This is a genomic window from Profundicola chukchiensis, assembly GCF_029664245.1.
GTDB classification, from domain to species: Bacteria; Bacteroidota; Bacteroidia; order Flavobacteriales; family Weeksellaceae; genus Profundicola; species Profundicola chukchiensis.
Map to the genome: position 1 here is coordinate 68,446 of NZ_JANAIE010000005.1, position 21,282 is coordinate 89,727.

The 21,282-nt window shown below is 34.7% G+C and carries 20 protein-coding genes; 13 read left to right on the plus strand and 7 right to left on the minus strand.

Annotated elements, in window-relative coordinates; translation table 11 throughout:
* Positions 1–10: 10 nt before the first annotated feature.
* Positions 11–1,093 (plus strand): ThiF family adenylyltransferase, encoded by a 1,083-nt coding sequence (locus NLM59_RS08010; RefSeq protein WP_304417249.1) that lies wholly within the window; start codon positions 11–13, stop codon positions 1,091–1,093.
* On the opposite strand, the gene NLM59_RS08015 is transcribed toward NLM59_RS08010, so the two are convergent.
* On the minus strand, positions 1,065–2,009 hold the full coding sequence (locus tag NLM59_RS08015; RefSeq protein ID WP_304417250.1) for a 2-hydroxyacid dehydrogenase: 945 nt from the start codon (positions 2,007–2,009) through the stop codon (positions 1,065–1,067). The two genes, NLM59_RS08010 and NLM59_RS08015, sit on opposite strands and share 29 nt — an antisense overlap.
* Before the next feature lie 3 nt (positions 2,010–2,012).
* Positions 2,013–2,573 (minus strand): TlpA family protein disulfide reductase, encoded by a 561-nt coding sequence (locus NLM59_RS08020; protein WP_304417251.1) that lies wholly within the window; start codon positions 2,571–2,573, stop codon positions 2,013–2,015.
* A gap of 178 nt (positions 2,574–2,751) precedes the next feature.
* On the opposite strand from NLM59_RS08020, the gene NLM59_RS08025 reads away from it, so the two are divergent.
* The 8 genes from NLM59_RS08025 (at position 2,752) to NLM59_RS08060 (ending at position 12,082) form a co-directional block, all read left to right on the plus strand.
* A complete protein-coding gene (locus tag NLM59_RS08025) occupies positions 2,752–3,249 on the plus strand; it encodes a hypothetical protein (RefSeq protein WP_304417252.1) in 498 nt (165 codons plus the stop codon).
* Between the two features lie 18 nt (positions 3,250–3,267).
* Positions 3,268–4,038 (plus strand): diaminopimelate epimerase, encoded by a 771-nt coding sequence (dapF, locus tag NLM59_RS08030; RefSeq protein WP_304417399.1) that lies wholly within the window; start codon positions 3,268–3,270, stop codon positions 4,036–4,038.
* 9 nt (positions 4,039–4,047) lie between these two features.
* A complete protein-coding gene (gene mltG, locus NLM59_RS08035) occupies positions 4,048–5,064 on the plus strand; it encodes an endolytic transglycosylase MltG (RefSeq protein WP_304417253.1) in 1,017 nt (338 codons plus the stop codon).
* Between the two features lie 24 nt (positions 5,065–5,088).
* Positions 5,089–5,484, plus strand: coding sequence for a thiol-disulfide oxidoreductase DCC family protein (locus NLM59_RS08040; RefSeq protein ID WP_304417254.1), 396 nt, complete (start codon positions 5,089–5,091; stop codon positions 5,482–5,484).
* A gap of 108 nt (positions 5,485–5,592) precedes the next feature.
* Positions 5,593–6,534, plus strand: a complete 942-nt coding sequence (locus NLM59_RS08045) for a YeiH family protein (RefSeq protein ID WP_304417255.1) — start codon at positions 5,593–5,595, stop codon at positions 6,532–6,534.
* Between the two features lie 85 nt (positions 6,535–6,619).
* The gene (locus tag NLM59_RS08050) at positions 6,620–9,694 is read left to right on the plus strand and encodes a UvrD-helicase domain-containing protein (RefSeq protein WP_304417256.1); all 3,075 of its coding nucleotides are present in this window, start codon (positions 6,620–6,622) and stop codon (positions 9,692–9,694) included.
* Positions 9,695–9,874: 180 nt separating this feature from the next.
* Positions 9,875–11,170, plus strand: a complete 1,296-nt coding sequence (gene argH, locus NLM59_RS08055; RefSeq protein WP_304417257.1) for an argininosuccinate lyase — start codon at positions 9,875–9,877, stop codon at positions 11,168–11,170.
* Positions 11,171–11,404: 234 nt separating this feature from the next.
* A complete protein-coding gene (locus tag NLM59_RS08060) occupies positions 11,405–12,082 on the plus strand; it encodes a ZIP family metal transporter (protein ID WP_304417258.1) in 678 nt (225 codons plus the stop codon).
* Between the two features lie 23 nt (positions 12,083–12,105).
* Here the strand turns inward: NLM59_RS08060 and NLM59_RS08065 are convergent, their stop codons facing one another.
* From NLM59_RS08065 to NLM59_RS08080, 4 genes are all read right to left on the minus strand, one after another.
* On the minus strand, positions 12,106–12,492 hold the full coding sequence (locus tag NLM59_RS08065; RefSeq protein ID WP_304417259.1) for a DUF423 domain-containing protein: 387 nt from the start codon (positions 12,490–12,492) through the stop codon (positions 12,106–12,108).
* A gap of 92 nt (positions 12,493–12,584) precedes the next feature.
* Entirely contained in the window at positions 12,585–13,067 is a 483-nt protein-coding gene (locus tag NLM59_RS08070) for a porin family protein (RefSeq protein WP_304417260.1), read from the minus strand.
* A 10-nt stretch (positions 13,068–13,077) separates the two neighbouring features.
* On the minus strand, positions 13,078–14,418 hold the full coding sequence (gene ffh, locus NLM59_RS08075) for a signal recognition particle protein (RefSeq protein ID WP_304417261.1): 1,341 nt from the start codon (positions 14,416–14,418) through the stop codon (positions 13,078–13,080).
* A 120-nt stretch (positions 14,419–14,538) separates the two neighbouring features.
* Positions 14,539–15,507, minus strand: coding sequence for a D-alanine--D-alanine ligase (locus NLM59_RS08080; protein ID WP_304417262.1), 969 nt, complete (start codon positions 15,505–15,507; stop codon positions 14,539–14,541).
* 100 nt (positions 15,508–15,607) lie between these two features.
* Here NLM59_RS08080 and NLM59_RS08085 point away from each other — a divergent pair, with 100 nt between their 5' ends.
* Together NLM59_RS08085 and NLM59_RS08090 are read left to right on the plus strand one after the other, a co-directional pair.
* Positions 15,608–16,615: a PASTA domain-containing protein gene (locus NLM59_RS08085; protein ID WP_304417263.1), complete on the plus strand. Its 1,008-nt coding sequence runs from the start codon at positions 15,608–15,610 to the stop codon at positions 16,613–16,615.
* The gene (locus NLM59_RS08090; protein WP_304417264.1) at positions 16,615–17,658 is read left to right on the plus strand and encodes an RluA family pseudouridine synthase; all 1,044 of its coding nucleotides are present in this window, start codon (positions 16,615–16,617) and stop codon (positions 17,656–17,658) included. Before NLM59_RS08085 ends, NLM59_RS08090 begins: the two co-directional genes overlap by 1 nt.
* A 388-nt stretch (positions 17,659–18,046) precedes the next feature.
* On the opposite strand, the gene NLM59_RS08095 is transcribed toward NLM59_RS08090, so the two are convergent.
* Positions 18,047–19,459: a hypothetical protein gene (locus tag NLM59_RS08095; RefSeq protein WP_304417265.1), complete on the minus strand. Its 1,413-nt coding sequence runs from the start codon at positions 19,457–19,459 to the stop codon at positions 18,047–18,049.
* Positions 19,460–19,553: 94 nt separating this feature from the next.
* On the opposite strand from NLM59_RS08095, the gene NLM59_RS08100 reads away from it, so the two are divergent.
* On the plus strand, positions 19,554–19,805 hold the full coding sequence (locus NLM59_RS08100) for a type B 50S ribosomal protein L31 (protein ID WP_304417266.1): 252 nt from the start codon (positions 19,554–19,556) through the stop codon (positions 19,803–19,805).
* Between the two features lie 94 nt (positions 19,806–19,899).
* Positions 19,900–21,057, plus strand: a complete 1,158-nt coding sequence (locus tag NLM59_RS08105; protein WP_304417267.1) for a GlmU family protein — start codon at positions 19,900–19,902, stop codon at positions 21,055–21,057.
* Positions 21,058–21,282: the final 225 nt, after the last annotated feature.

Below are 21,282 nucleotides of genomic sequence, written 5' to 3' on the forward strand. Positions count from 1 at the left end.
TCGATTTAAAATGAATTTAACTGCGGAGGAGAGAAAACAATACAGCCGACATTTACTTCTAAATGAAGTGGGTGAAGAAGGTCAAATAAAACTTAAAAAAGCGAAAGTTTTAGTGATTGGAGCTGGTGGTTTGAGCACACCGGTTTTGCAATATCTAACTGCTGCTGGCGTGGGAAGAATAGGTGTGATTGATGACGATGTGGTGGATGAAACCAATTTGCAACGGCAGGTTTTATTTACACAGCAAGATAAAGGGAAATCAAAAGTGGAATCAGCTGTACAGAAATTAAAACAACTGAATCCGTTTGTCGGATTTGATGTGTATAAGGAGCGTTTATCAAAAGAAAATGTTTTCAATGTTTTTGAGCTTTATGGGATTATAGTAGATGGAACCGATAATTTCCCGACACGCTATTTAATCAATGACGCTGCAGTTTTGCTCGATAAAATCGTAGTTTTTGGTTCAATTTTTAAGTTTGATGGACAAGTGTCTGTTTTTAATTATAAAAATGGACCAACCTATCGCTGTATTTATCCAACACCTCCGAGTCCCAACGCTGTTCCGAACTGTTCGGATGTAGGAGTTTTAGGTATTCTTCCAGGAATTATTGGCAGTTTTCAAGCCAATGAAGTTCTTAAAATAATTCTTGGAATAGGTGAGGTGCTTTCTGGTAAATTACTTCAGTTTGATGCGCTTTCCATGAGACAAAGCATGTTGACTTTTAAGAAAAATCCAAGCATTCAGATTACAGACTTAAGTGAAGACTATCAAGGATTTTGTGGTTTAGTAGAAATAGCTGAGGTGAATTTTAATGAATTCAAAGCTAATGCTTCAGCTTATCAGGTTTTAGACGTAAGAACGGCTAAGGAATACCAAGAGTTTTCTATCGCCGGTTTGAATATTCCATTAGATGAATTAACGGAAAGACTTTCAGAAATCCCAACGGATAAAAAACTCCTAGTAGTTTGTAAATCCGGGATGAGGAGTAGGAAGGCTATTCAGCTTCTAAAGAAGTCCTCATTTGATTTTCAGTTGTATAATTTAAAAGGTGGATTAGACTCAATTAAATCTTATAACCAAATCCCGCTATAATTTTATCGGCAATCACCTCGGCTAATTTTACCTTGCTTTCGTGTGTCCAGCCGGCGATATGCGGTGTTAATATAACATTTTTAGACTCGATTAAATACTGCATTTCATCGGGCATATTTTCTTTATGCAAATTCTCGAAAGAAGCTTTTTCGAATTCTAAAACATCTAATCCAGCAGCTTTGATTTTACCTGATTTTAAGGCATCTACTAAATCCACGGTCACCACAGATTTTCCCCGAGCCGTATTTACAAAATAGAAAGGCTTTTTGAATTTAGAAATATAATCTTTGTTAATCAGTCCAATCGTATCCTCAGTTTGTGGAATATGAAGACTTAAAACATCAGCTTTTTCAAAAACTTCACCCATGGTTGTTTGTCGACAATTCTCATCACCCACACCGTCTTTAATGTCATAACAAATTACATTAGCACCAAAGCCTTTTAATCTTAGCGCAAATGCTTTTCCCATGTTTCCATAGCCAATTAAAGCAACCGTTCTGCCTTTGATTTCTTCGCCACGATTTTCTTCTCTATACCAAAAACCATCGCGCACTTCTTGGTCAGCAATACCAAATCTATTCATGATAGAAAGCAACATTCCCAAAGCATGTTCTCCCACAGCATCACGGTTTCCTTCAGGGGCATTGTATAATTCAATGCCTAAAGAATCAGCATATTCTGTGTCTATATTTTCCAGTCCAGCGCCGACACGACCAATGAATTTTAAATTAGTGGCTTTATCCAAAAATTGTTTGTCAATCGGAAAGCGACTTCTGATCACCATTCCATCGAATTCGTGAATTTTAGTTTCAATTTCATCTTTGGTGGAGGTGTAATCTTCGCTGATTTCAAACCCAGTATCTTTCAGCTTATTATTAAGGATATCGTGATTTTTATCTATTAAAAGGACTTTCATGATTTATTCTGCAATTAATTCATCTAATTTTTCTCTAAAGCTGTCAGCATTCCATTTGGCAACACCAACTTTATCGATTACAATTTTACCTTTTTTGTCAATAACATAAGTGGTCGGTAATTGTCTGTAATTCAAAGATTCGTTAGGTTCTACTAATCTATAATAAGGTAGGTTGAAATTTCTTTTCTCTTCAAATTTATTAACTAAATCCCACTCATCTTGTGTAATGAAAAAGAAATTAACTTTATCCTTATAATCAGCGTGTAATTCTCCAAAATCTGGCATTTCTGCAATACATGGCGGACACCAGGTCGCCCAAAAGTTTAAAATAATCACTTCATTTTCGTAATCAATCATATTGATTTGTTCACCCTTAGCATTTTCAATTCGGAGATTGTAATTCTCTAAAGTTTGCTGTTTATCCTCATCAATAGTGGTGGGAGAAAATGAAATCATTCGTTGAATAAACACTTGAATGGGCTGTCTTGTTTGTGGTAATAACATTAAAAGCAAGAACAATCCAATTAGGATGTCCGACCAACGTTTTCGTAGGAAATTTTTCATCTATCTAAGTTAAATACAAAGTTAATAAACTTTTAAAGCAATTATCGTTCTCAAGTGATATCATGGAATGATTAAAAAATACTTAAATGTTTAAAAACACCATCTTAATCTGGATATTACTTCAATGATTTTATATATATTCGCAACTTAAACCAAAAATTATTAACTCATTAATACCATGAGCGGTACAATTAAATTCTTCCATCCGGAAGAAACTTTCACTTATACTATCGAAAAGTCATTTTGTAAGGTAGTTTATCTAAAAGGACAACATTGTTTAATCTTAGAAATTGAATCAACAGAAGACATTGAGCATTTAGAAGAAGATTCTTTGCAGAATGAGTTTCCAAAAGTGATTTTAAATATTGACGACTTCCCAATTAATGCTCAAGATAGAAAGCATTTGGTAGGGGAAACTGTCGAAATACCAGAGGGAACAGTTGAAATTACGGATGAAGAAGGAGAACTTGATGAAGTTTTTTACACCAATCTTATGGTGAATGAAGATGATTTAGAAATTAATAACAACGTTCTAAAGTTTTCTCAAGACAAAAACGGAACTTTAAAAGTTCATTGGACGGGAGAGGTGATTGATTTCACAGATTATTCAGATGATAATCTTGGCTTCGAAATTGATTGTAGTTTCGTCAATAAAAAAATTATTGTAGCAGACTAATTTCAATTTAAAATAAAAATTTTGCAGACATTTTATAAGTACCAAGGCACGGGCAACGATTTTATTATGATCGATGACCGCAAACAGAAATTCCCTATAGATCAGGAAATTATTGAGAAATTATGTGATCGTAGATTTGGAATTGGAGCTGATGGACTGATTTTACTTCAAGAAAAAGACGGAATTTACCAAATGGTTTATTTCAACTCCGACGGAAATCGCAGTACTATGTGTGGCAACGGAGGTAGATGCTTTATTAGGTTTATGTCTGATCTTAAGTTAATAAAGGATAAAGTGACTTTTCAAGCGGTAGATGGTCTGCATAGTGGCGAAATTCTAGATCCCTTTGTTAAACTTCAAATGCAAGATGTAGATGAGGTTAAATTTGAGGATTCTTATACTTTCATGGATACTGGTTCTCCTCATCATATTGTTTATTTAGATAGTCTATATGATTTGGATGTAAAGAAAGAAGGAGCAAAAATCCGTTATTCAGAGCTTTATCCAGAAGGAACGAATGTGAATTTTGTTCAACAACTTTCTCCCAATCGCATCGAGGTGAGAACCTACGAAAGAGGCGTAGAGGATGAGACATTAAGCTGTGGAACTGGTGTTACAGCAGCAGCTATTTCGTTGGTAGCACTAGAAAAGTCTCAAATGACCGACATCAACGTTAAAACTAAAGGTGGAAACTTAAAAGTGAATTTCCTACAGCAAGGAGATAGCTACACCGATATTGAATTAATTGGACCTGCTGACTTTGTTTTCAAAGGGAAAATTAAAATTTAAAAATTATTTATGAGATTATTTACCTATACCATAATTAGCCTATTATTTCTTAGCATTGCGTCATGTTCTTATTTTTATGGGGACAAACAAAATGTCGCGAAAGAAGGTCATTTATATATCTATCCTAATGCTACTTATCAGCAAGTTCTAGATTCTTTAAAACCTTTTCTTAAGGATATTGAGCAATTTGATGCTGTAGCTCAAGCAGAGGAATATGATCGCTATGTGAAACCAGGTAAATATTTCATAAAGGAAGGTGAAACCAACGAAGAAATTGCTCTTAAACTTAAAAATGGTGATGAGGAGCAGGTGAAAGTTATGGTTCAAAATTCACCTACAATTTTTCACTTAGCAAGAGGAGCTAGTAAGCATATTTATGCAGACTCGGCTGATATTGTTGAAGCTATTTTAGAGAATCCAACTTTCAAAGAAAAAGGTTTAGATTTAGAAACGAGTAAGATGTATTTTATTCCAAATACCTACTTTTTTAAATGGATAACCACAGGTGAAGGTTTTGTGGAAAGAATGATTACCGAACATGGTAAATTCTGGAATGATGAGAGAAAACAGCTGTTGGCGAATTCGGGGATGACCGAATTAGAGGTTTATACTCTAGCATCGATTGTTCAAATGGAAGCTTCTAAGGCTGATGAGCAACCTAAGGTGGCACAGGCTTATTTGAATCGTTTAAAGCAAGGTAGGAAACTAGAAGCAGACCCAACTTCGGTGTATGCTTATAAGTTAGAGCATGGTTTTGATGAGAAAATTCAGCGAGTTTATCACAAGCACCTAAAAACAGCTTCGGCTTATAATACGTATCAGGTGACAGGTTTACCGCCAGCGCCGATTACATTACCCAATGGAACAGCGATCGATGCGGTGTTAAAACCTGAGAAACATGATTATATTTTCTTCTGTGCTGATCCAGACCGACCAGGATATCATAGCTTTACCAGCAGTTATGCGGAGCATTTAAAAAATGCGGCTAAGTATAGAAAGTGGTTGAAGGAGAATAACATTAAATAAGACTATTTAAGCTTATCTTTGCATATGGATAAGGTGGTTTTGTTTGATGGAGTTTGTAATTTATGTCAGGCGTCGGTGCAAACATTGATTAAACTTGATAAAAAGAAAAGTTTAAAATTTGCCTCGCTACAATCCAATTTTGGTCAGGAATTATTGAGTGATTTAAATATCGAACAAGATAATTTTAAGACCTTTATTTACTTAAGTAATAAACAAGTTTATACACGATCTACAGCGGCAATCCAGGTTTTTTCGGACTTCGGAGGTGCATGGAAACTCGTTAGGATATTTTATATCGTTCCAAAATTTATTAGAAATGCGGTGTATGATTTTGTTTCCTCTAATCGCTATAAATGGTTCGGCAAAAAGGAAGCATGTTGGATTCCAACTCCTGAATTGAAATCCAGATTTTTAGATTGATACTTCAGATAGCATTCTATGATTTAAGAAAATTTTAGTTGATTTAGTAGCACCTAGGTTACACAATTCAATTTCTTAAATTATATTTTTGTATGCTTAATCGAGTGAATGCAATTTTTAAGACATAAACCAATTCCGCATTTAGTCTTTGCAGCCTTTGCGATAGCAGCATTGCTGCAATGGGTTTCTACTCCTGTTGCCTTAATTTCAGGTTTTTTAATTACACAAATCTTCGGGAATCCTTTTGACAAAAAACTACAGGCTAAATATGTAAAACTATTATTACAAATCGCTGTGGTAGGTTTAGGTTTCGGAATGAATTTACACAATGTTCTAGAAGTGGGTAAAGACGGACTTGGTCTGACCATTTTTAGTATAAGCCTCACTTTAATTGCGGGAATTATAATTGGAAAAGCACTCGGTTTAGATAGAAAAATCACACATTTAGTGTCTTCCGGTACTTCCATTTGTGGAGGAAGCGCTATTGCTGCAGTTGCACCCGTTATTAAGGCAAACCCAAATCAAATCTCGGTGGCTTTGGGTGTCGTATTTTTATTAAATTCAATTGCGCTGATTATTTTTCCACCGATTGGCGGATGGTTAAATTTAACCCAAGATCAATTCGGATTGTGGTCAGCGATTGCTATACATGATACGAGCTCTGTAGTGGGCGCTGCTATGGAATATGGTGAAAGAGCGTTAGAGGTTGCCACCACGGTTAAGTTATCAAGAGCTTTATGGATTATTCCAGTATCGTTTTTGTCGATGTGGATGTTCAAAGGTGGAGATAGCAAAGCAAAAGTGCCAAGGTTTATTATCTTGTTTATTGTTGCGATTTTAATTAATACTTTCTTAGCGATTCCTAGCTTTATAGGAGATTCAATCGACTTTTTATCTAAATCAATTTTGGTTCTAACTATCTTTTTAGTAGGTGCTGGAATCGATGTGAAAATGATTCGAGAAGCAGGGTCTAAGCCAATTAGTTTAGGTGTTTCGCTATGGTTGATAATCTCGCTTTCTTCACTTGGGATAATATTATTTTTAAGTTAGAAAGTAGCGACCCACTACCAATTATTTATAAGTTATAAGGGCTAAATCAGCACTAATTTATTAAATTAGGAGCAGAATTACTTTTATGCTAAAACCTAACAAAATCAAGATTTATAATGCTTCGGCGGGAGCAGGTAAAACCTATACTTTAGTTAAGGAATTTCTTTCTCTTTTATTCTTAAAGCCGGAGACAGACGCTTTCAAAAAGTTGTTGGCCATTACTTTTACCAACAAAGCAGCTAATGAAATGAAAGTGAGAATTGTAGAAAAATTACAAGAGCTTACTGATTTGCCTGATGAGGATTCAGAGATGAAAACAATGATGAAAGAAACAGGTTTGTCGCCAGATGCTATCCGCCTTAAATCTAGAAATATCCTAACTTCTATCTTACATAATTATGGTTTGTTTGCTGTAAGTACCATCGATAAATTCAACTTAAGATTAATGCGAGCTTTCTCTCAAGATCTTGGAATTTCGGTGAATTTTGATGTGGAAATGGATACCAGACAAATGCTTTCGGAGTCGGTTGACTTACTTTTTTCTGAACTCCAAGATGAAAAATTGTTGTCGGATATCATGACGGATATTGCCTTAGAGAATCTATCTAACGATCAGCGTTGGGATATTTCTGATGACATGATTCAGCAGTCTAATGATTTGTTACAAGATAAATTTCTAGAACCATTACAACAGCTTCAGAAGTTGAGCCTAGAGGAGTTTAATGCTTTTAGGAATATGGTGAATCGTAAATATTTTGCGGCGAAACTTAATATTGACAAAGCGGCTAAAGATGTTTTAGATTACACTAAAAATCAAGGTTTAAGCATAGAGGATTTTAAGTATAAAAATAGTGGAAGTGTTCTTAAATATTTTTTAGATATAGAAGATGGAAAGTATCTTTTGTTTGGACCAAGAGCTGAGAAATTATTTGAAAGCGGTGCTTATCTTTCTAATAAAAGTGCAGATATTGATGCTTTAACTTCAGTTATTGCTGATGCTTATGCAGTAATTCAAGAAAATTTACGTGATTATAATTTCTGGTCTAAAATTAAAAAGAAAATTAATCCGATTACACTTCTCAACGAGGTGGACAAGCGCCTTAACAAGGTTAAAGAAGAAAATAATATTTTATTGATTGGTGATTTTAATAAGATTATCAGTGATAATATTAAAGATCAACCTACGCCATTTATTTATGAAAAAATAGGAAATAGATATCATCATTATTTTATTGATGAGTTTCAAGATACATCTGATTTGCAATGGCAAAACTTGCTTCCTTTAGTTTTAAATGCTTTGTCGGATGATATGACGGTAATGATTGTAGGAGATCCTAAGCAATCTATTTATCGTTTCCGTGGTGGAAACCCTAATTTGATGATTGGGTTGGCAGATATGGAAGATACAGATGAGCGAATTGAAGTAGAGAGTCTTCCAACAAACTGGCGAAGTTATCACGAGGTAATTAATTTCAATAATGCTTTATATGAATTCATTGGAGGAGGATTAAATCATCCTGGTTTTAAGGCTTTATATGAAAGTGCTGGTCAAGAAGAGAATCATAAAAAGGGTGGATATGTACAGTTAAGATTTGAACCTAAACCTCAGAAGGGTTCAGGCGAAAGTCATTTAGAAAACTGCATGTATAGACTTTTGGAAGATATTCAAAAAGCTGAGGAGAATGGTTTTGCTTGGGAAGAAATGGCGATTTTGGTTCGCACGAATTCACAAGGGCAATTAATTGCTGAGTTCTTATCTGAGAAAGGTTATCAGATTATTTCAAATGAATCTTTATTGCTTCAAAATTCAGATCATGTTCAGTTATTATTGGCGTTTATTCAATTCTTAACCAAGCCGACAAATAGCGAATATAGGATTAATCTAATTTTAAGATTGTATCAAAATCATATTTTAAATGTAGAGGATAAAACCGAATTTATTGCCAATCATATAGGTCTTAACGAGAATGATTTTATTCAAGTTTTAAAAAAAAGAGATGTTGATTTAGAATTTTTAAAATTACCATTTCAATCTTTTTATGACCAAGTTTCGGCAGCGGTACGAGCCTTTAGATTACAGGAAAACGCGAATGCTTATGTTTCCTTTTTTATGGATGAAATATTGAAGTTTCAATATCAGCCAGATCCTACGCCACAAGCATTTTTGGTGTTTTGGGAGCAAAAAGCACATAAATTAAGTATTGTGATTCCAGAGGGACAAAAAGCAATTCAATTATTGACACTCCATAAGTCTAAAGGATTGCAATTCCCGGTTGTTTTCTTGCCTTATATTACTTGGGAACCAAAGTCTTCAGGAATTTGGATTCCGGTGGAGGATGAGAAGGTAAAACAAATCTATATTGAAGATTTAAATGATATGGAGCAAATGCCTGCTGAGGTGCAAGAGCGAATTATAGAGGAAGAAATTCAGGCGGAATTAGATGCGCTGAACATGCTCTATGTGGCAACAACACGAGCGGTAGAACAGTTATATATGGTAGCTGATGTGCCTGGCAAAAGTGATTTACCAGTAGCTTCTTATTTATTCCATTTTGCTGGAAGACAAGAAGGTTTTGAAGATAATTGTATCAGTTTTGGTTCGCCTGAAAGAGTTTCAACACTTAAGGAGAGAAATAACCAAAATCAAATGGTAGTTCCGTTTGTGAGCAGTGATTGGACACAGAAAGTTAAGATCAGTGAGGAACATGCCATGCTGTGGGATGATAGTCGTGCAGAGGCCTTAGAATATGGACGAAAAATGCACTCAGTTTTAGAGAAAATTAATCATATTTCCGAAACAGATGATGTGTTGGATCAATTTGAATTACAAGGTTTTATTACAGCAGAAGAAAAAACTCAACTTTCGGTAGAACTTAAAAAATTATTTGAACATCAAGATTTGTCTGCACTGTTTAATGCAGAAGAGTTTTATAACGAAAGAGATTTTGTCGCCCCTGATGGAAATTTATTTAGGCCAGATAGATTGGTGAAATTAAATGAGGATTGGATTTTAATGGATTATAAAACGGGTGAGCCTAAAAAGAAATATGAAAAACAGGTGAATGATTATGCTCAATTTCTTACGGATTTAGGTATGCCTGTCAAAAGGAAGTTATTGATTTTCCTGGATCAAAAAGAAACAGTAGTGGAAGTTGATTAATGAAGAATGAAGAATGAAAAGTGTAGAAAGCTTAAAGTGTATGCGGGTTTTAAAATTATTTGTCACAAATTTTTGTGTTAGGAGTGGTGAGTAGAATTTAATCTTTTCTCTAAATACAAGTTACACTTTGCCATAATCTATAGCTTTTTCATAACTTTGTGAAACTTCAAAAAATTTTAAATGAAACTCTGGGACAAAGGCTTTACAGTCGACAAAAAAATCGAAAACTTCACGATTGGGAAAGACAGAATTTTAGACATTTACATTGCAAAACACGACATGCTAGCTTCTAAAGCTCAAGCTAATATGTTGGCAAAAGTGGGTCTTTTATCTGACGAAGAAAATGAACAATTACAAAAAGGTCTAGATCAGCTTTTACTTGATTTAGAAAACGGAAACTTCGAGATTGATGAACATTTTGAAGATGTTCACAGTAAAATCGAAAGCGAATTGATCAAATTAACAGGTGACGCTGGAAAGAAAATCCACGTAGCACGTTCACGTAATGATCAAGTTTTAGTAGCGCTACAGTTATTCCAAAAGGAATATTTAGAAGATGTTACCAACAAGGTTCTTGAGTTGGTAAACATTATGCTTAAAAAAGCAGAAGAACACAAAAATGACCTTTTACCAGGTTATACACACTTTCAAGCGGCAATGCCAAATAGCTTTGGAATGTGGTTTACAGCTTATGCTGAAAATTTATTATCAGACTTGGCATTCTTTAAAGCAGCTTACCATGTTGCTGATCAGAATCCACTAGGCTCTGGTGCAGGATTCGGAACAAGCTTTCCTATCGATAGATTACAAACCACCAAAGAATTAGGATTCTCTGAATTAGCTGTTTCTTCGGTAGGTGCGCAAATGTTGAGAGGTAAAACCGAGAAGGCAGTAGCTTCAGCATTAGCCATGATTTCTGGAACTTTATCTAAATTATCTTATGATTTAGTAATGTACAATAGTCAGGATTTAGGATTTGTGAAATTACCTAATGAAATGACAACGGGTTCTAGTATTATGCCACACAAAAAGAATCCAGATGTATTTGAGTTAACAAGAGCACATTGTAACCGAATTCAAGGGGTTCCTAATGATATCGCTTTAATCATCAATAACTTGCCAAGTGGTTATCATAGAGATTTCCAAATCTTGAAAGAAGTTTTATTTGAGCCAATGATGCAATTCGTAGACATCTTAGATATCTTGATTTTTGCTTTACCTCAATTAGAGATTAAATCAGGATACATGGATCAAGAAAAATATGATGGAATCTATACGGTAGAAAACATCAACTACTTAATCCAAAATGGAACTGCATTCCGTGATGCTTACAAAGAAGTAGGATTATCTGTAGAAGATGGATCTTATGTTCCTCACAAGGAATTTAAAACAAGTCACGTTGGGTCAATCCATAATTTAGGTATCGACTTAATTCAAGATAAAGTAAAGAGATTTAAATTAGTAGAAGATAAATAGTGATAGATTTTAAGTAGACGGTAGTTGGTACTGGGTTAGCAACTGGGAAAGCATTATTTAATGAACATACATGGTTCTTAAATTTAGCTCAGCCGAAGCTCCATAGAAACGACCTTTCGTGTGCGAGTGGTGAAAAGAAAACCGTGAGCTGAGAACATCATTTTCTATTTACTAATTTCCAAATACCATGTACTAATTACCGTCTACTAATCACTAAATTTTTATCTTTGCCGAATGATCTTTATTGCACTCATCGCAAGCGTTCTCATAGGTTCGTTGTTAGGATGGTATTTTAGTAAAACTAAGTTAATACCAAGTTTGTTATTAACCTTTAGCGGTGCGTTTTTATTAACGATCACCGTTTTAGAGATATTTCCTAAAATTTATGCATCAGATTTTTTAGTCTCCAACGGACTATTTATTCTTTTAGGTGTATTTATTCAAATCATATTAGAGACAATTACCAAAGGAGCAGAGCATGGTCATATTCATAAAACCAAGGACAATGAATTTCCTTTAGCCATTTTTGTTGGGTTATTTTTACATGCATTTATAGAAGGTGTTCCATTGCATTCCGACACCGACAATCATTTGTTGACAGCAATTGTAATTCATAAAATCCCGGTAGCCTTAATTTTATTTACATTTATTGCGAGCATCACAGATAAATGGCACAAGCAAGCCTTATTTATGCTGGTTTTTGCTTTAGCTAGTCCCATTGGATATTTGGTAGGTGATTTTATCCCAACCGAGTGGATGATGCCAACGATGGCCATAGTTTCGGGTATATTTTTACATATTTCTACGGTTATTATCTTCGAGAGTTCGGATAATCATAAACTAAAACAACGTAAAGTAATAAGTTTAGCACTAGGCTTTTTACTTGCTTACCTTACGTTGCACCAGCATTAAGCTGTAAATGTAATTTGTTGTGTTTATTTATACATTCTAATGAAGTAGTATAAAAGCATTCCCCAACCAACTAACATAAGCGTTCCTCCCACAGGTGTGATAGGACCTAATACTTTAGACGGAACATTGATTTTCTCAGAAAAAGCTAAGAAATAAATACTTGCAGAGAACATAAAACTACCCACCATAATCAATCGAGCAGCGTTTTTCTCTATGCCAGTGGTGAAATCTAAAAAGAACCCTAAAATCAATAAAGTTAGGGCGCTATACATCATATAGCGTACGCCAACTTCAAAGCTAGCCAACTTCTCCACAGAGATCATATCTTTGAATGCATGTGCTCCAAATGCTCCTAAAATAATAGAAAGCATCCCGTAGAAAGCACCAACAATTAAAACAAGTTGTTTCATAATTTGTAAAATTTAGTTTTTAGAAACTTATTTAAATAAATAAAGGACCATAAAAATAGTCCTTTATTATAAATATGTTATTTTAAATCAGATTAAAATCTATAGGTGATTCCAAATTTACCTCCAGATACATTGCTTCCTCCCCCTGCTTGTAAGTTCAAGCCAAAGTTTTTGCTAAAGAAGTATCTAGCTCCAATTTGAGCTCCTAAATTCAATCCATCATTATCATGATGATCATTGTGATCCCAGCTATAATAGGTTAAGTTCAACCCAGCATAGATATTCCAGTCGCTTGGTAAAGATAAAACGCGATCAAAATGATAGTTTGCATTACCACCAATTCCCCAAATAGAATAATCGTGTTTATGTTTTTTGTATTTATCCAAAGAAACATGCGAAACTTCTGCCCCTAAGGTAAAGTCATTCGATACATAGTGATCGAAACCTACATAAATTGGAACTCCTTTCCAACTATCAAAACCAACTCCAGCATTCAACTGAGTTTGGCCTTTCTGTGCTAATGCAAAAGAGCTAAGCCCAATGATGCAAGCAAATGTTAAAAATAATTTTCTCATTAATTATAATTTATTTCATTCCAGGCATTTTACTGCCCATCATTTTCATCATATTTTTACCTTGACTCGTCTGCATGAATTTCATCATTTTACCCATCTGAGAGAATTGTTTTAATAAGTTGTTTACGTCTTGTACAGAACGTCCCGAACCTTTTGCAATTCTTCTCTTACGACTAGCGTCAATAATATCTGGGTTCTCTCTTTCAATAGGAGACATAGAGTAGATGATAGCTTCTACGTGTTTGAACGCATCATCGTCAATGTCGATATCCTTTAATGCTTTACCCGCACCAGGAATCATACCCAACAAATCTTTCATGTTACCCATACGTTTGATTTGGTTGATTTGTTTCAAGAAATCATTAAAATCAAACTTATTTTTGGCAATTTTCTTTTGTAAACGTTTAGCTTCTTCCTCATCGAATTGTTCTTGAGCACGTTCTACTAAAGAGATAACGTCACCCATTCCCAAGATTCTGTCCGCCATACGATTCGGGTGGAAAACATCTAATGCTTCCATTTTCTCACCGGTAGAAATAAACTTAATTGGTTTATCAACTACGGTTCTAATCGTAAGCGCAGCACCACCTCGTGTATCACCATCTAATTTGGTAAGAACAACACCGTCGTAATCTAAAACATCGTTGAAGGCTTTAGCTGTATTTACAGCATCCTGACCCGTCATAGAGTCAACTACAAATAATGTTTCAGTAGGCTCTACAGCATCATGCACTTCTCTAATTTCGCGCATCATAAAGTTATCTACCGCCAAACGACCCGCCGTATCGAATATAATTACGTTGTGTCCATTTGCTTTAGCATAAGCCAATGCATTTTTAGCAATATCAGCTGGTTTTTGATTTCCTTCCTCCGTAAATACCGGAACACCAACTTGCTCTCCTAATACTTTTAGCTGATCAATCGCAGCTGGACGATAAACGTCACCTGCAACTAATAAAGGTTTTTTACTTTTTTTAGTTTTAAGATAGTTCGCTAATTTTCCAGAAAAGGTAGTTTTACCCGAACCTTGTAGTCCCGCAATTAGAATTTTGGTTGGATTTTCAGAGATGTTCAATTCTGAAGTTGTTCCACCCATTAAGTTGGCCATTTCATCATGAACAATCTTAGTCATTAACTGTCCTGGATTCAATGTAGTTAATACATCTTGACCCAGCGCTTTTTCTCTAACGTCGTTGGTGAATTCTTTAGCAACTTTATAGCTAACATCCGCATCTACCAAGGCACGACGGATTTCCTTAACCGTTTCTGCCACGTTAATTTCAGAAATCTGACCATGACCTTTAAGCGTATGTAATGCTTTATCTAATTTATCCTGAAGACTTTGAAACATCTATCTTAATTTTAATTTGTAGAAAGGCAAAAGTACAAAAATTATAATGTATGTAAAGTTTTTAATATTTCTTATTAATGCAACTCGCCTGGAAATATACTTTGTTATCAATATCTACGACTAAACCACTTTCGCTTCCAGCTCCGAACTCACAAAATCCTTAATACTTATTCCAGCATGTGTCAGTTGTTGAGGTAAAATACTAGCGGGAGAGAAGCCTGGCAACGTATTCATTTCTATAAAATGTGGAACGCCATCTACAATGATATATTCACTTCTAGACATGCCCGACATTTTTAAAGTATCATAAACCTTGCTAGCAACCTCATGAACCTTTTGCATCATTTCATCTGAAATCCGAGCAGGTGTAATTTCCTCTGAAGCTCCGTGGTATTTAGCCTCATAATCAAAAAACTCATTATGAGAAACGATTTCGGTAACACCACTTACAAATGTTTTTCCACCATATTGAATCACTCCAACTGAAACTTCGGTTCCGTCGAGAAATTCCTCAATCAAAATGTCATTATCCTCTGCAAATGCTAATTCGAAAGCCTTAGCGAAATCTTCTTTGGTTTTAACTTTAGAAATCCCCAAACTCGAACCCGATTGATTAGGTTTTACGAAACAAGGTAAGCCTACTTTTTCAACAATCTTGTCTAGATTTATATCATCTCCTTTAGTCAAGTAAAAAGACTTGGCCATAGGGATATCGTATTTATGTAATACGGCTAAGGTGTCTTTTTTGTTAAAGGTTAAAGCAGAAAGATAGTGCCCACAACCCGTATATGGAATTCCTAAAATATCCCAATAAGCTTGTAAAAAACCGTCTTCACCTGGTGTACCATGAATAATATTAAAAATAACATCAAACGTTATCTTTTGCTCATTCATATCAAATGAGAAATCACCTTTGTGCAGTTCATAGGTCTGACCCTCAACCTCTGCATACCAATTGTTTTCTAGAATAATAACTTTATATGGTTCGTATAAATCTCTATCGATACTATCATAAATTAATTGGCCAGATTTCAATGAAACCTTGTATTCATCGGAGTATCCACCCATCACAACGGCTACTTTTTTCATTCTTCAAAATTTTGATAAAATTAAATAATTCTAGGAGATTTACGTTCAAACTCATACATATTACATTAATTTTTATCTTTGTCCAATATTATAATAACCTATGAATTTTTTCAAAGCACTAATTAGTTGGAAATTATGGCTAAGTATTATATTAGGAGGAGCACTTCTAATTGGTCTTTGGTTCTATGCTTTCAAGTTTTTAGATAATTATACAAAGCATGGTGTTTCGGTAGAAGTACCCGATTTATCTACATTAAATATTAATGAAGCTATTCAAAAATTAGAAGAGCTAGATTTAAGGTATGAAGTCGATAGTGTTAAGTTCACCGAGGATTATCCTCCGTATGCTATTTTAGATTTTTATCCATTACAAGGTTCAAAAGTTAAGCCGGGTAGACGTATTTTTATTAAGTCCAATCCAAGTACATGGCGTCCGGTTGAATTACCTGATTTAATCGATAAAAGTAGTCGTTTGGCGATTACGCAGTTGCATTTAAGAGGATTCGTTTTAGGAGATACCATCTACGTTGAAGACCCTGCTAGAGATGCAGTTTTAGGCGTTATGTTTAATGGTGACACCATACAAGCAGGAAAACTATTACCTAAAGGGGCCAGAGTGGATTTGGTTTTAGGAAGAGGATTCAAAATGGACATGCCTGTACCACAAGTTGAAGGTCTAACATTACAAGAGGCTAAGGCAATTCTTAAAGATAAATTTTTCGATATAGGTCAGATTTATTATTTAGGAGGAACACGTGATACCATAGGCACTAAAGTGGTTTATCAAGATCCACCTCCAAACGATAATTATGATGAAGGATTACCTGTTTCTTTATGGTTATCTAAAAAGCCAACATCGCAGTTGAGAAAAGAATTAGACTCACTGAACTTGGTATATAGAAGAAAGTTAGACGAAAAAGATTCTTTATTCTATAATTCTATTGAGAGTTCGCGAACGATAGATATCAAAGACTTGCCAGAGGAAATTAGAAACGCTATTAAATACGACCAAAATACCAATGAGCAAATGCGTCCTAAAGAAGAGCCAAAAGCTCCAGCGGCAACAGGACCGAAGAAAATTGACACGACAGGTATTTCGATAGACTAATGAGAAACGATCAAGAATCACCCGAAGTAAACGAAGAAGAGGAGTTATACGAACATTATAGTTTCACCGCAAACAAAGGTCAAAAGCCTTTAAGAGCAGATAAATTCTTATCTAATTTTATAGAAAATTCGTCTCGAAGTAAAATTCAAAAGGCGGCAGACGCAGGTAACATTTTTGTAAATGGTGAAAAGGTAAAGTCAAATCACAAGGTTAAACCTAATGATGAGGTAAAAGTAGTTTTAGCTTTTCCGCCACGAACCAATGAAATCCTTGCCGAAGATATACCTTTAGATATTGTCTATGAAGACGATCAGGTTGTTGTGGTAAATAAACCTTCAGGCATGGTAGTTCATCCAGGGCATGGGAATTATAGTGGTACGTTGGTGAATGCTTTAAAATATCATTTCGATAACTTACCGAATTTAAATGCTGAATTAGATCGCCCAGGTCTAGTGCATAGAATCGATAAAGACACAAGTGGACTTTTAGTTGTGGCTAAAACCGAATTTGCCATGAATCATCTGGCAAAACAATTCTTCGATCGTAGCACCCAAAGACTTTATCAAGCTGTTGTTTGGGGAGATGTAGAAGAAGACCAAGGTAGGATAGAAGGAAACATTGCTAGACACGTAAGTAACCGCTTGCAGATGGCTGTATTTCCGGATGGGAGCCAAGGTAAACACGCCGTAACACATTACAAGGTTTTAGAAAGATTGGGTTATGTGAGCGTGGTGGAGTGTAAGTTAGAAACTGGTAGAACGCACCAAATTCGTGTACACATGAAACATATTGGTCATACATTATTTAATGATGAGCGATATGGTGGCGATAAAATTTTAAAAGGAACATCTTTCACAAAATACAAACAGTTTGTAGATAACTGTTTTGCAATTTGTCCACGTCAGGCTTTACATGCTAAAACTTTAGGATTTGAGCATCCAACAACAGGGGAAATGATGCATTTTGAGTGTCCTATTCCTGATGATATTACAGCGCTTTTAGAAAAATGGCGTGTGTACGCCAACGCAACGCGCGAAGAGTAATTCGATAAAGATTTATTTAAAAAATATATAGCTAGAAATGAGGAAAGATAATTCCGCCTCTTTTCTAGCTATTTTTATTCATTTATTATTTTATCTAAAGTAAACTTTCTTAGTAATTATTGCTCCTATACATTGTTGAGGCCTTGAAGAATTTTTTTGCTTAGATAAAAAAACAAATAACTTTAAATATTAATATTTAAGGATTCAATTCAATGACAGGTTTTTGTTTGTGTTTTAGCTATGTACATCGTGATGCCAATATTATATGTCTTTGAATATTTAAAATTTATTATTCACTTCTATGGAATAAATAAATCTGAGCACAATTAACTATGAAGAGATAGTAGCGAACTGAGAACAGCGAACCGAGAACTGATAACCGAAATCCCTATTCGTAAGCTCCAATATTAGGATTTTGACCTCTCAAAACTCCCTTGATGTCTTTAGGTGCTTGACTATTGAAAGCGCTATTTCCAACATTTTTAGCAGGTGATTCTTCTTGAAGTCTTAAATCTTGCTGACTAAAAATACTCGAAACAAACATTGGATTTCCAGTCAATGGATTAATAAAGCTAGGATGAGTTGCATAATCTATCTCATCCGTGTTTTCGTTTTTAATAAAGCAATGGTCAAAACTAGTGTTGAATCCAGCATCTTCTTTCTCGTCTAAATAAACCCCATTAGGATAACGACCATAGAATATACAGTTCCCGAAAATAGCATTGAGCGCTGCATAGCTTTCATTTCCATCCTCATCTTCGGTGTAATTACTTAAATAAGCAGGAACATTAGGTCCATTGATGCCCACTAAACCTGTTTTCCAAACATTCGCAAAAGTTGAGAAATAAAACTCATAATTCCCACCTTTTTCAATATTAAGACTAGCATCTCCAGCATCTGCAATCACAAGATTCTTTCCTATAATATTAGCATCTTTAGCAAAAATACCACTCGAAGACATATTATAGATTTGAGTATTTTCGATGTTTGCTGAAGAGTTTTCTAAGTTAAAACCATTCTTACCTCCTTTAATGATGGTGTAATTAGCATTTAAGTTGGCATTCTTTAATTTAACCTCATGCCATTGCTTCGGAAGCGAATCATATCGGGCATCGTGGCGATCTCCTCTCATCAGAACAGGATTATCAATAGTTCCGTTGAGGTTTAAACTTCCACCGTTTTCTACCAACATTCCACTATTGTTGTGAAAATATAATTTTGCCCCTGCCGCAATGTTTAATGCTGCATTATCCACTTTCAGTGTGCCATAAACCACATGAGATTTATTGTTATCCCATTCAGTATCTTGATTTATCTGAATAAAATCCTCACCTTCGTTAGGGTAGTGGTAGATCGCATCTTCAATCATGGCTAATAACTTAACTTCTTGTTGACTATCAGAGAAAATTAACTCATCCTCCTCAATCATTCTATTGTTTGCTTGGTGCATGGCTACTTCTACAAATACCATCAAACTATCTTTGGCTCTTAATGGAACTTCAGAAAATTCAAACCCAGGCATACCATCTACATTAATACGGAAATTTGAATTTTCGCGCTGATTCAAATAGATATTAGAAAGTGAAATATCATCATTAGACGGGTTATAAACCTTTAATAAATAAGTTTCAGAATTAGATTGAGTGAAAATAGTATCTAAAAAGATTGTATCTTTGCTGAATTGTAAGGCAATATTTGGATTGCTTTCGAAGTCTAAGTCTTTGCGACAAGACATAGCAGAAGTTAATATTAAAATCGTAATTAAAAATACTAAAGGGTTTGTATAACCAAATTTGGGCATAAATTATTAGTTTTTACAAAGATAAATTAATTTTAAGATTTGTAGGATTAGAAATTATACTTATATTTGCAGCCCGAAATAAGAATAAAAGGTCATGAGAAAAGATATTCATCCAAGCAATTATAGACTAGTAGCGTTCAGAGACATGAGTAATGAGGAGACTTTCATTACAAGATCTACAGCTGAAACGAAAGAAACTATCGAAATCGATGGTGTTGAGTATCCATTAGTAAAAATGGAGATTTCATCTACGTCACACCCTTTCTATACAGGTAAGCAGAAATTGATTGATACTGCTGGACGTGTTGATAAATTCATGAACAAGTACAAGAAATACAAGAAATAAAATCATTTTCATAATAGTATATTTTTTAAGTCCCGATTATGTCGGGACTTTTTTATTTTAGTATTTTGCATAACAATTAATAAACAACAGCTTTATGAACGTTATCCTATTTTGTGAAAAAGAACAAGAACAGTTACTTCCACTTACTTTCCTAAAACCATGTGGCGAACTGCGCATGGGAATTCTAAGCTTTAAAGATAGATGGGAGAGGTTCCTCGGTAAAAAGATTTCTTATAAGACTTTGCCTTATTTGGCAGAGGCCTTTCCTATGAAGGAAGAGGAAGTCAATTTATTCCTAAATCCAACCTATCTCCCAACCGCTGAACTTTTTGATACTTTATTGAACTTAAAACAAGGAAAAGCAATTCAATATAAAGATGCTATTCTAGCATTTAAAGGTTCGAATGAAGACTTTGAAGCTAAAAAATGGGAAGTTCAATCTTGGGATTCTGAATTAATTCATATTCAAAGACCTTATGATTTGTTTTCGTACAATGATAAAGTTCTAGCTTTTGACTTCGAGTTATTGACAAAGAATAGAATTTCTCAACCTATTTCTGAAACCAACGGCGTTATCAATGAATATAATATCTTCTTAGAAGAAGGAGCAAAAGTAGAGTTTGCGATTTTAAATGCAACCGATGGACCTATATATATAGGTAAGGATGCTGAAATTTGCGAAGGTAGTATGGTGCGTGGTGGATTGGCTTTATGCGATCATGCAAAATTAAACTTAGGAACTAAAATCTACGGAGCAACAACTATTGGTCCACACTGTAAAGTAGGTGGAGAGGTGAATAATTCTATTTTAACAGGTTATTCCAACAAAGGTCACGATGGTTTCTTAGGTAATAGTGTGATTGGAGAGTGGTGTAATTTAGGAGCTGACACCAATAATTCTAATCTTAAGAATAACTACGGAGAAGTTAAACTTTGGAATTATGCAGAAAATAAATTCGAGAAAACTGGCTTACAATTCTGTGGTTTAATCATGGGTGATCATGCTAAATCTGCTATTAATACCCAATTTAATACTGGTACCGTGGTCGGGCCATTTGCCAATGTATTCAAATCAGGTTTTCCGCCTAATCGAGTTAAGATGTTTAGTTGGGGTGGAGGAAACGAAGATGACAAATTTAGATTAGATGCAGCCTATGAAGTTGCAGAAAGAATGATGAGTCGACGAAAAGTTGATTTAACAAATGATATGAAAAATATCATAAAATACTTATTCGAAACACATCAAGAATAAAATTAGCATTAAGGAAAAATAAAGCATTTTTTGTAGAAAGGTCATAATTTAAAAGCTCTAAAAGGCCTTTGTATAGAAATATTCGAGCTAATTCGGTGTCTTTTTTAAGAATGTTATAAACATGGTATATGCTTTGCTATACTATGCTTGAATAGGACAATTCAGCTTGAATACAATTGACTTTTAAACTAAGGATAACGGATATGAATTCCAAAAAATCCTCAG

Excerpts from the sequence above, each read along its gene's own strand:
- NLM59_RS08020 (WP_304417251.1), bottom strand. The coding sequence starts at position 2,573 with ATGAAAAATTTCCTACGAAAACGTTGGTCGGACATCCTAATTGGATTG.
- NLM59_RS08090 (WP_304417264.1), top strand. The coding sequence starts at position 16,615 with ATGAGAAACGATCAAGAATCACCCGAAGTAAACGAAGAAGAGGAGTTA.
- NLM59_RS08015 (WP_304417250.1), bottom strand. The coding sequence starts at position 2,009 with ATGAAAGTCCTTTTAATAGATAAAAATCACGATATCCTTAATAATAAG.
- NLM59_RS08060 (WP_304417258.1), top strand. The coding sequence starts at position 11,405 with ATGATCTTTATTGCACTCATCGCAAGCGTTCTCATAGGTTCGTTGTTA.
- ffh (WP_304417261.1), bottom strand. The coding sequence starts at position 14,418 with ATGTTTCAAAGTCTTCAGGATAAATTAGATAAAGCATTACATACGCTT.
- NLM59_RS08080 (WP_304417262.1), bottom strand. The coding sequence starts at position 15,507 with ATGAAAAAAGTAGCCGTTGTGATGGGTGGATACTCCGATGAATACAAG.
- NLM59_RS08045 (WP_304417255.1), top strand. The coding sequence starts at position 5,593 with ATGCAATTTTTAAGACATAAACCAATTCCGCATTTAGTCTTTGCAGCC.
- argH (WP_304417257.1), top strand. The coding sequence starts at position 9,875 with ATGAAACTCTGGGACAAAGGCTTTACAGTCGACAAAAAAATCGAAAAC.
- NLM59_RS08065 (WP_304417259.1), bottom strand. The coding sequence starts at position 12,492 with ATGAAACAACTTGTTTTAATTGTTGGTGCTTTCTACGGGATGCTTTCT.
- NLM59_RS08070 (WP_304417260.1), bottom strand. The coding sequence starts at position 13,067 with ATGAGAAAATTATTTTTAACATTTGCTTGCATCATTGGGCTTAGCTCT.
- NLM59_RS08095 (WP_304417265.1), bottom strand. The coding sequence starts at position 19,459 with ATGCCCAAATTTGGTTATACAAACCCTTTAGTATTTTTAATTACGATT.
- mltG (WP_304417253.1), top strand. The coding sequence starts at position 4,048 with ATGAGATTATTTACCTATACCATAATTAGCCTATTATTTCTTAGCATT.
- NLM59_RS08010 (WP_304417249.1), top strand. The coding sequence starts at position 11 with ATGAATTTAACTGCGGAGGAGAGAAAACAATACAGCCGACATTTACTT.
- NLM59_RS08105 (WP_304417267.1), top strand. The coding sequence starts at position 19,900 with ATGAACGTTATCCTATTTTGTGAAAAAGAACAAGAACAGTTACTTCCA.
- NLM59_RS08025 (WP_304417252.1), top strand. The coding sequence starts at position 2,752 with ATGAGCGGTACAATTAAATTCTTCCATCCGGAAGAAACTTTCACTTAT.
- NLM59_RS08100 (WP_304417266.1), top strand. The coding sequence starts at position 19,554 with ATGAGAAAAGATATTCATCCAAGCAATTATAGACTAGTAGCGTTCAGA.
- NLM59_RS08050 (WP_304417256.1), top strand. The coding sequence starts at position 6,620 with ATGCTAAAACCTAACAAAATCAAGATTTATAATGCTTCGGCGGGAGCA.
- NLM59_RS08085 (WP_304417263.1), top strand. The coding sequence starts at position 15,608 with ATGAATTTTTTCAAAGCACTAATTAGTTGGAAATTATGGCTAAGTATT.
- NLM59_RS08040 (WP_304417254.1), top strand. The coding sequence starts at position 5,089 with ATGGATAAGGTGGTTTTGTTTGATGGAGTTTGTAATTTATGTCAGGCG.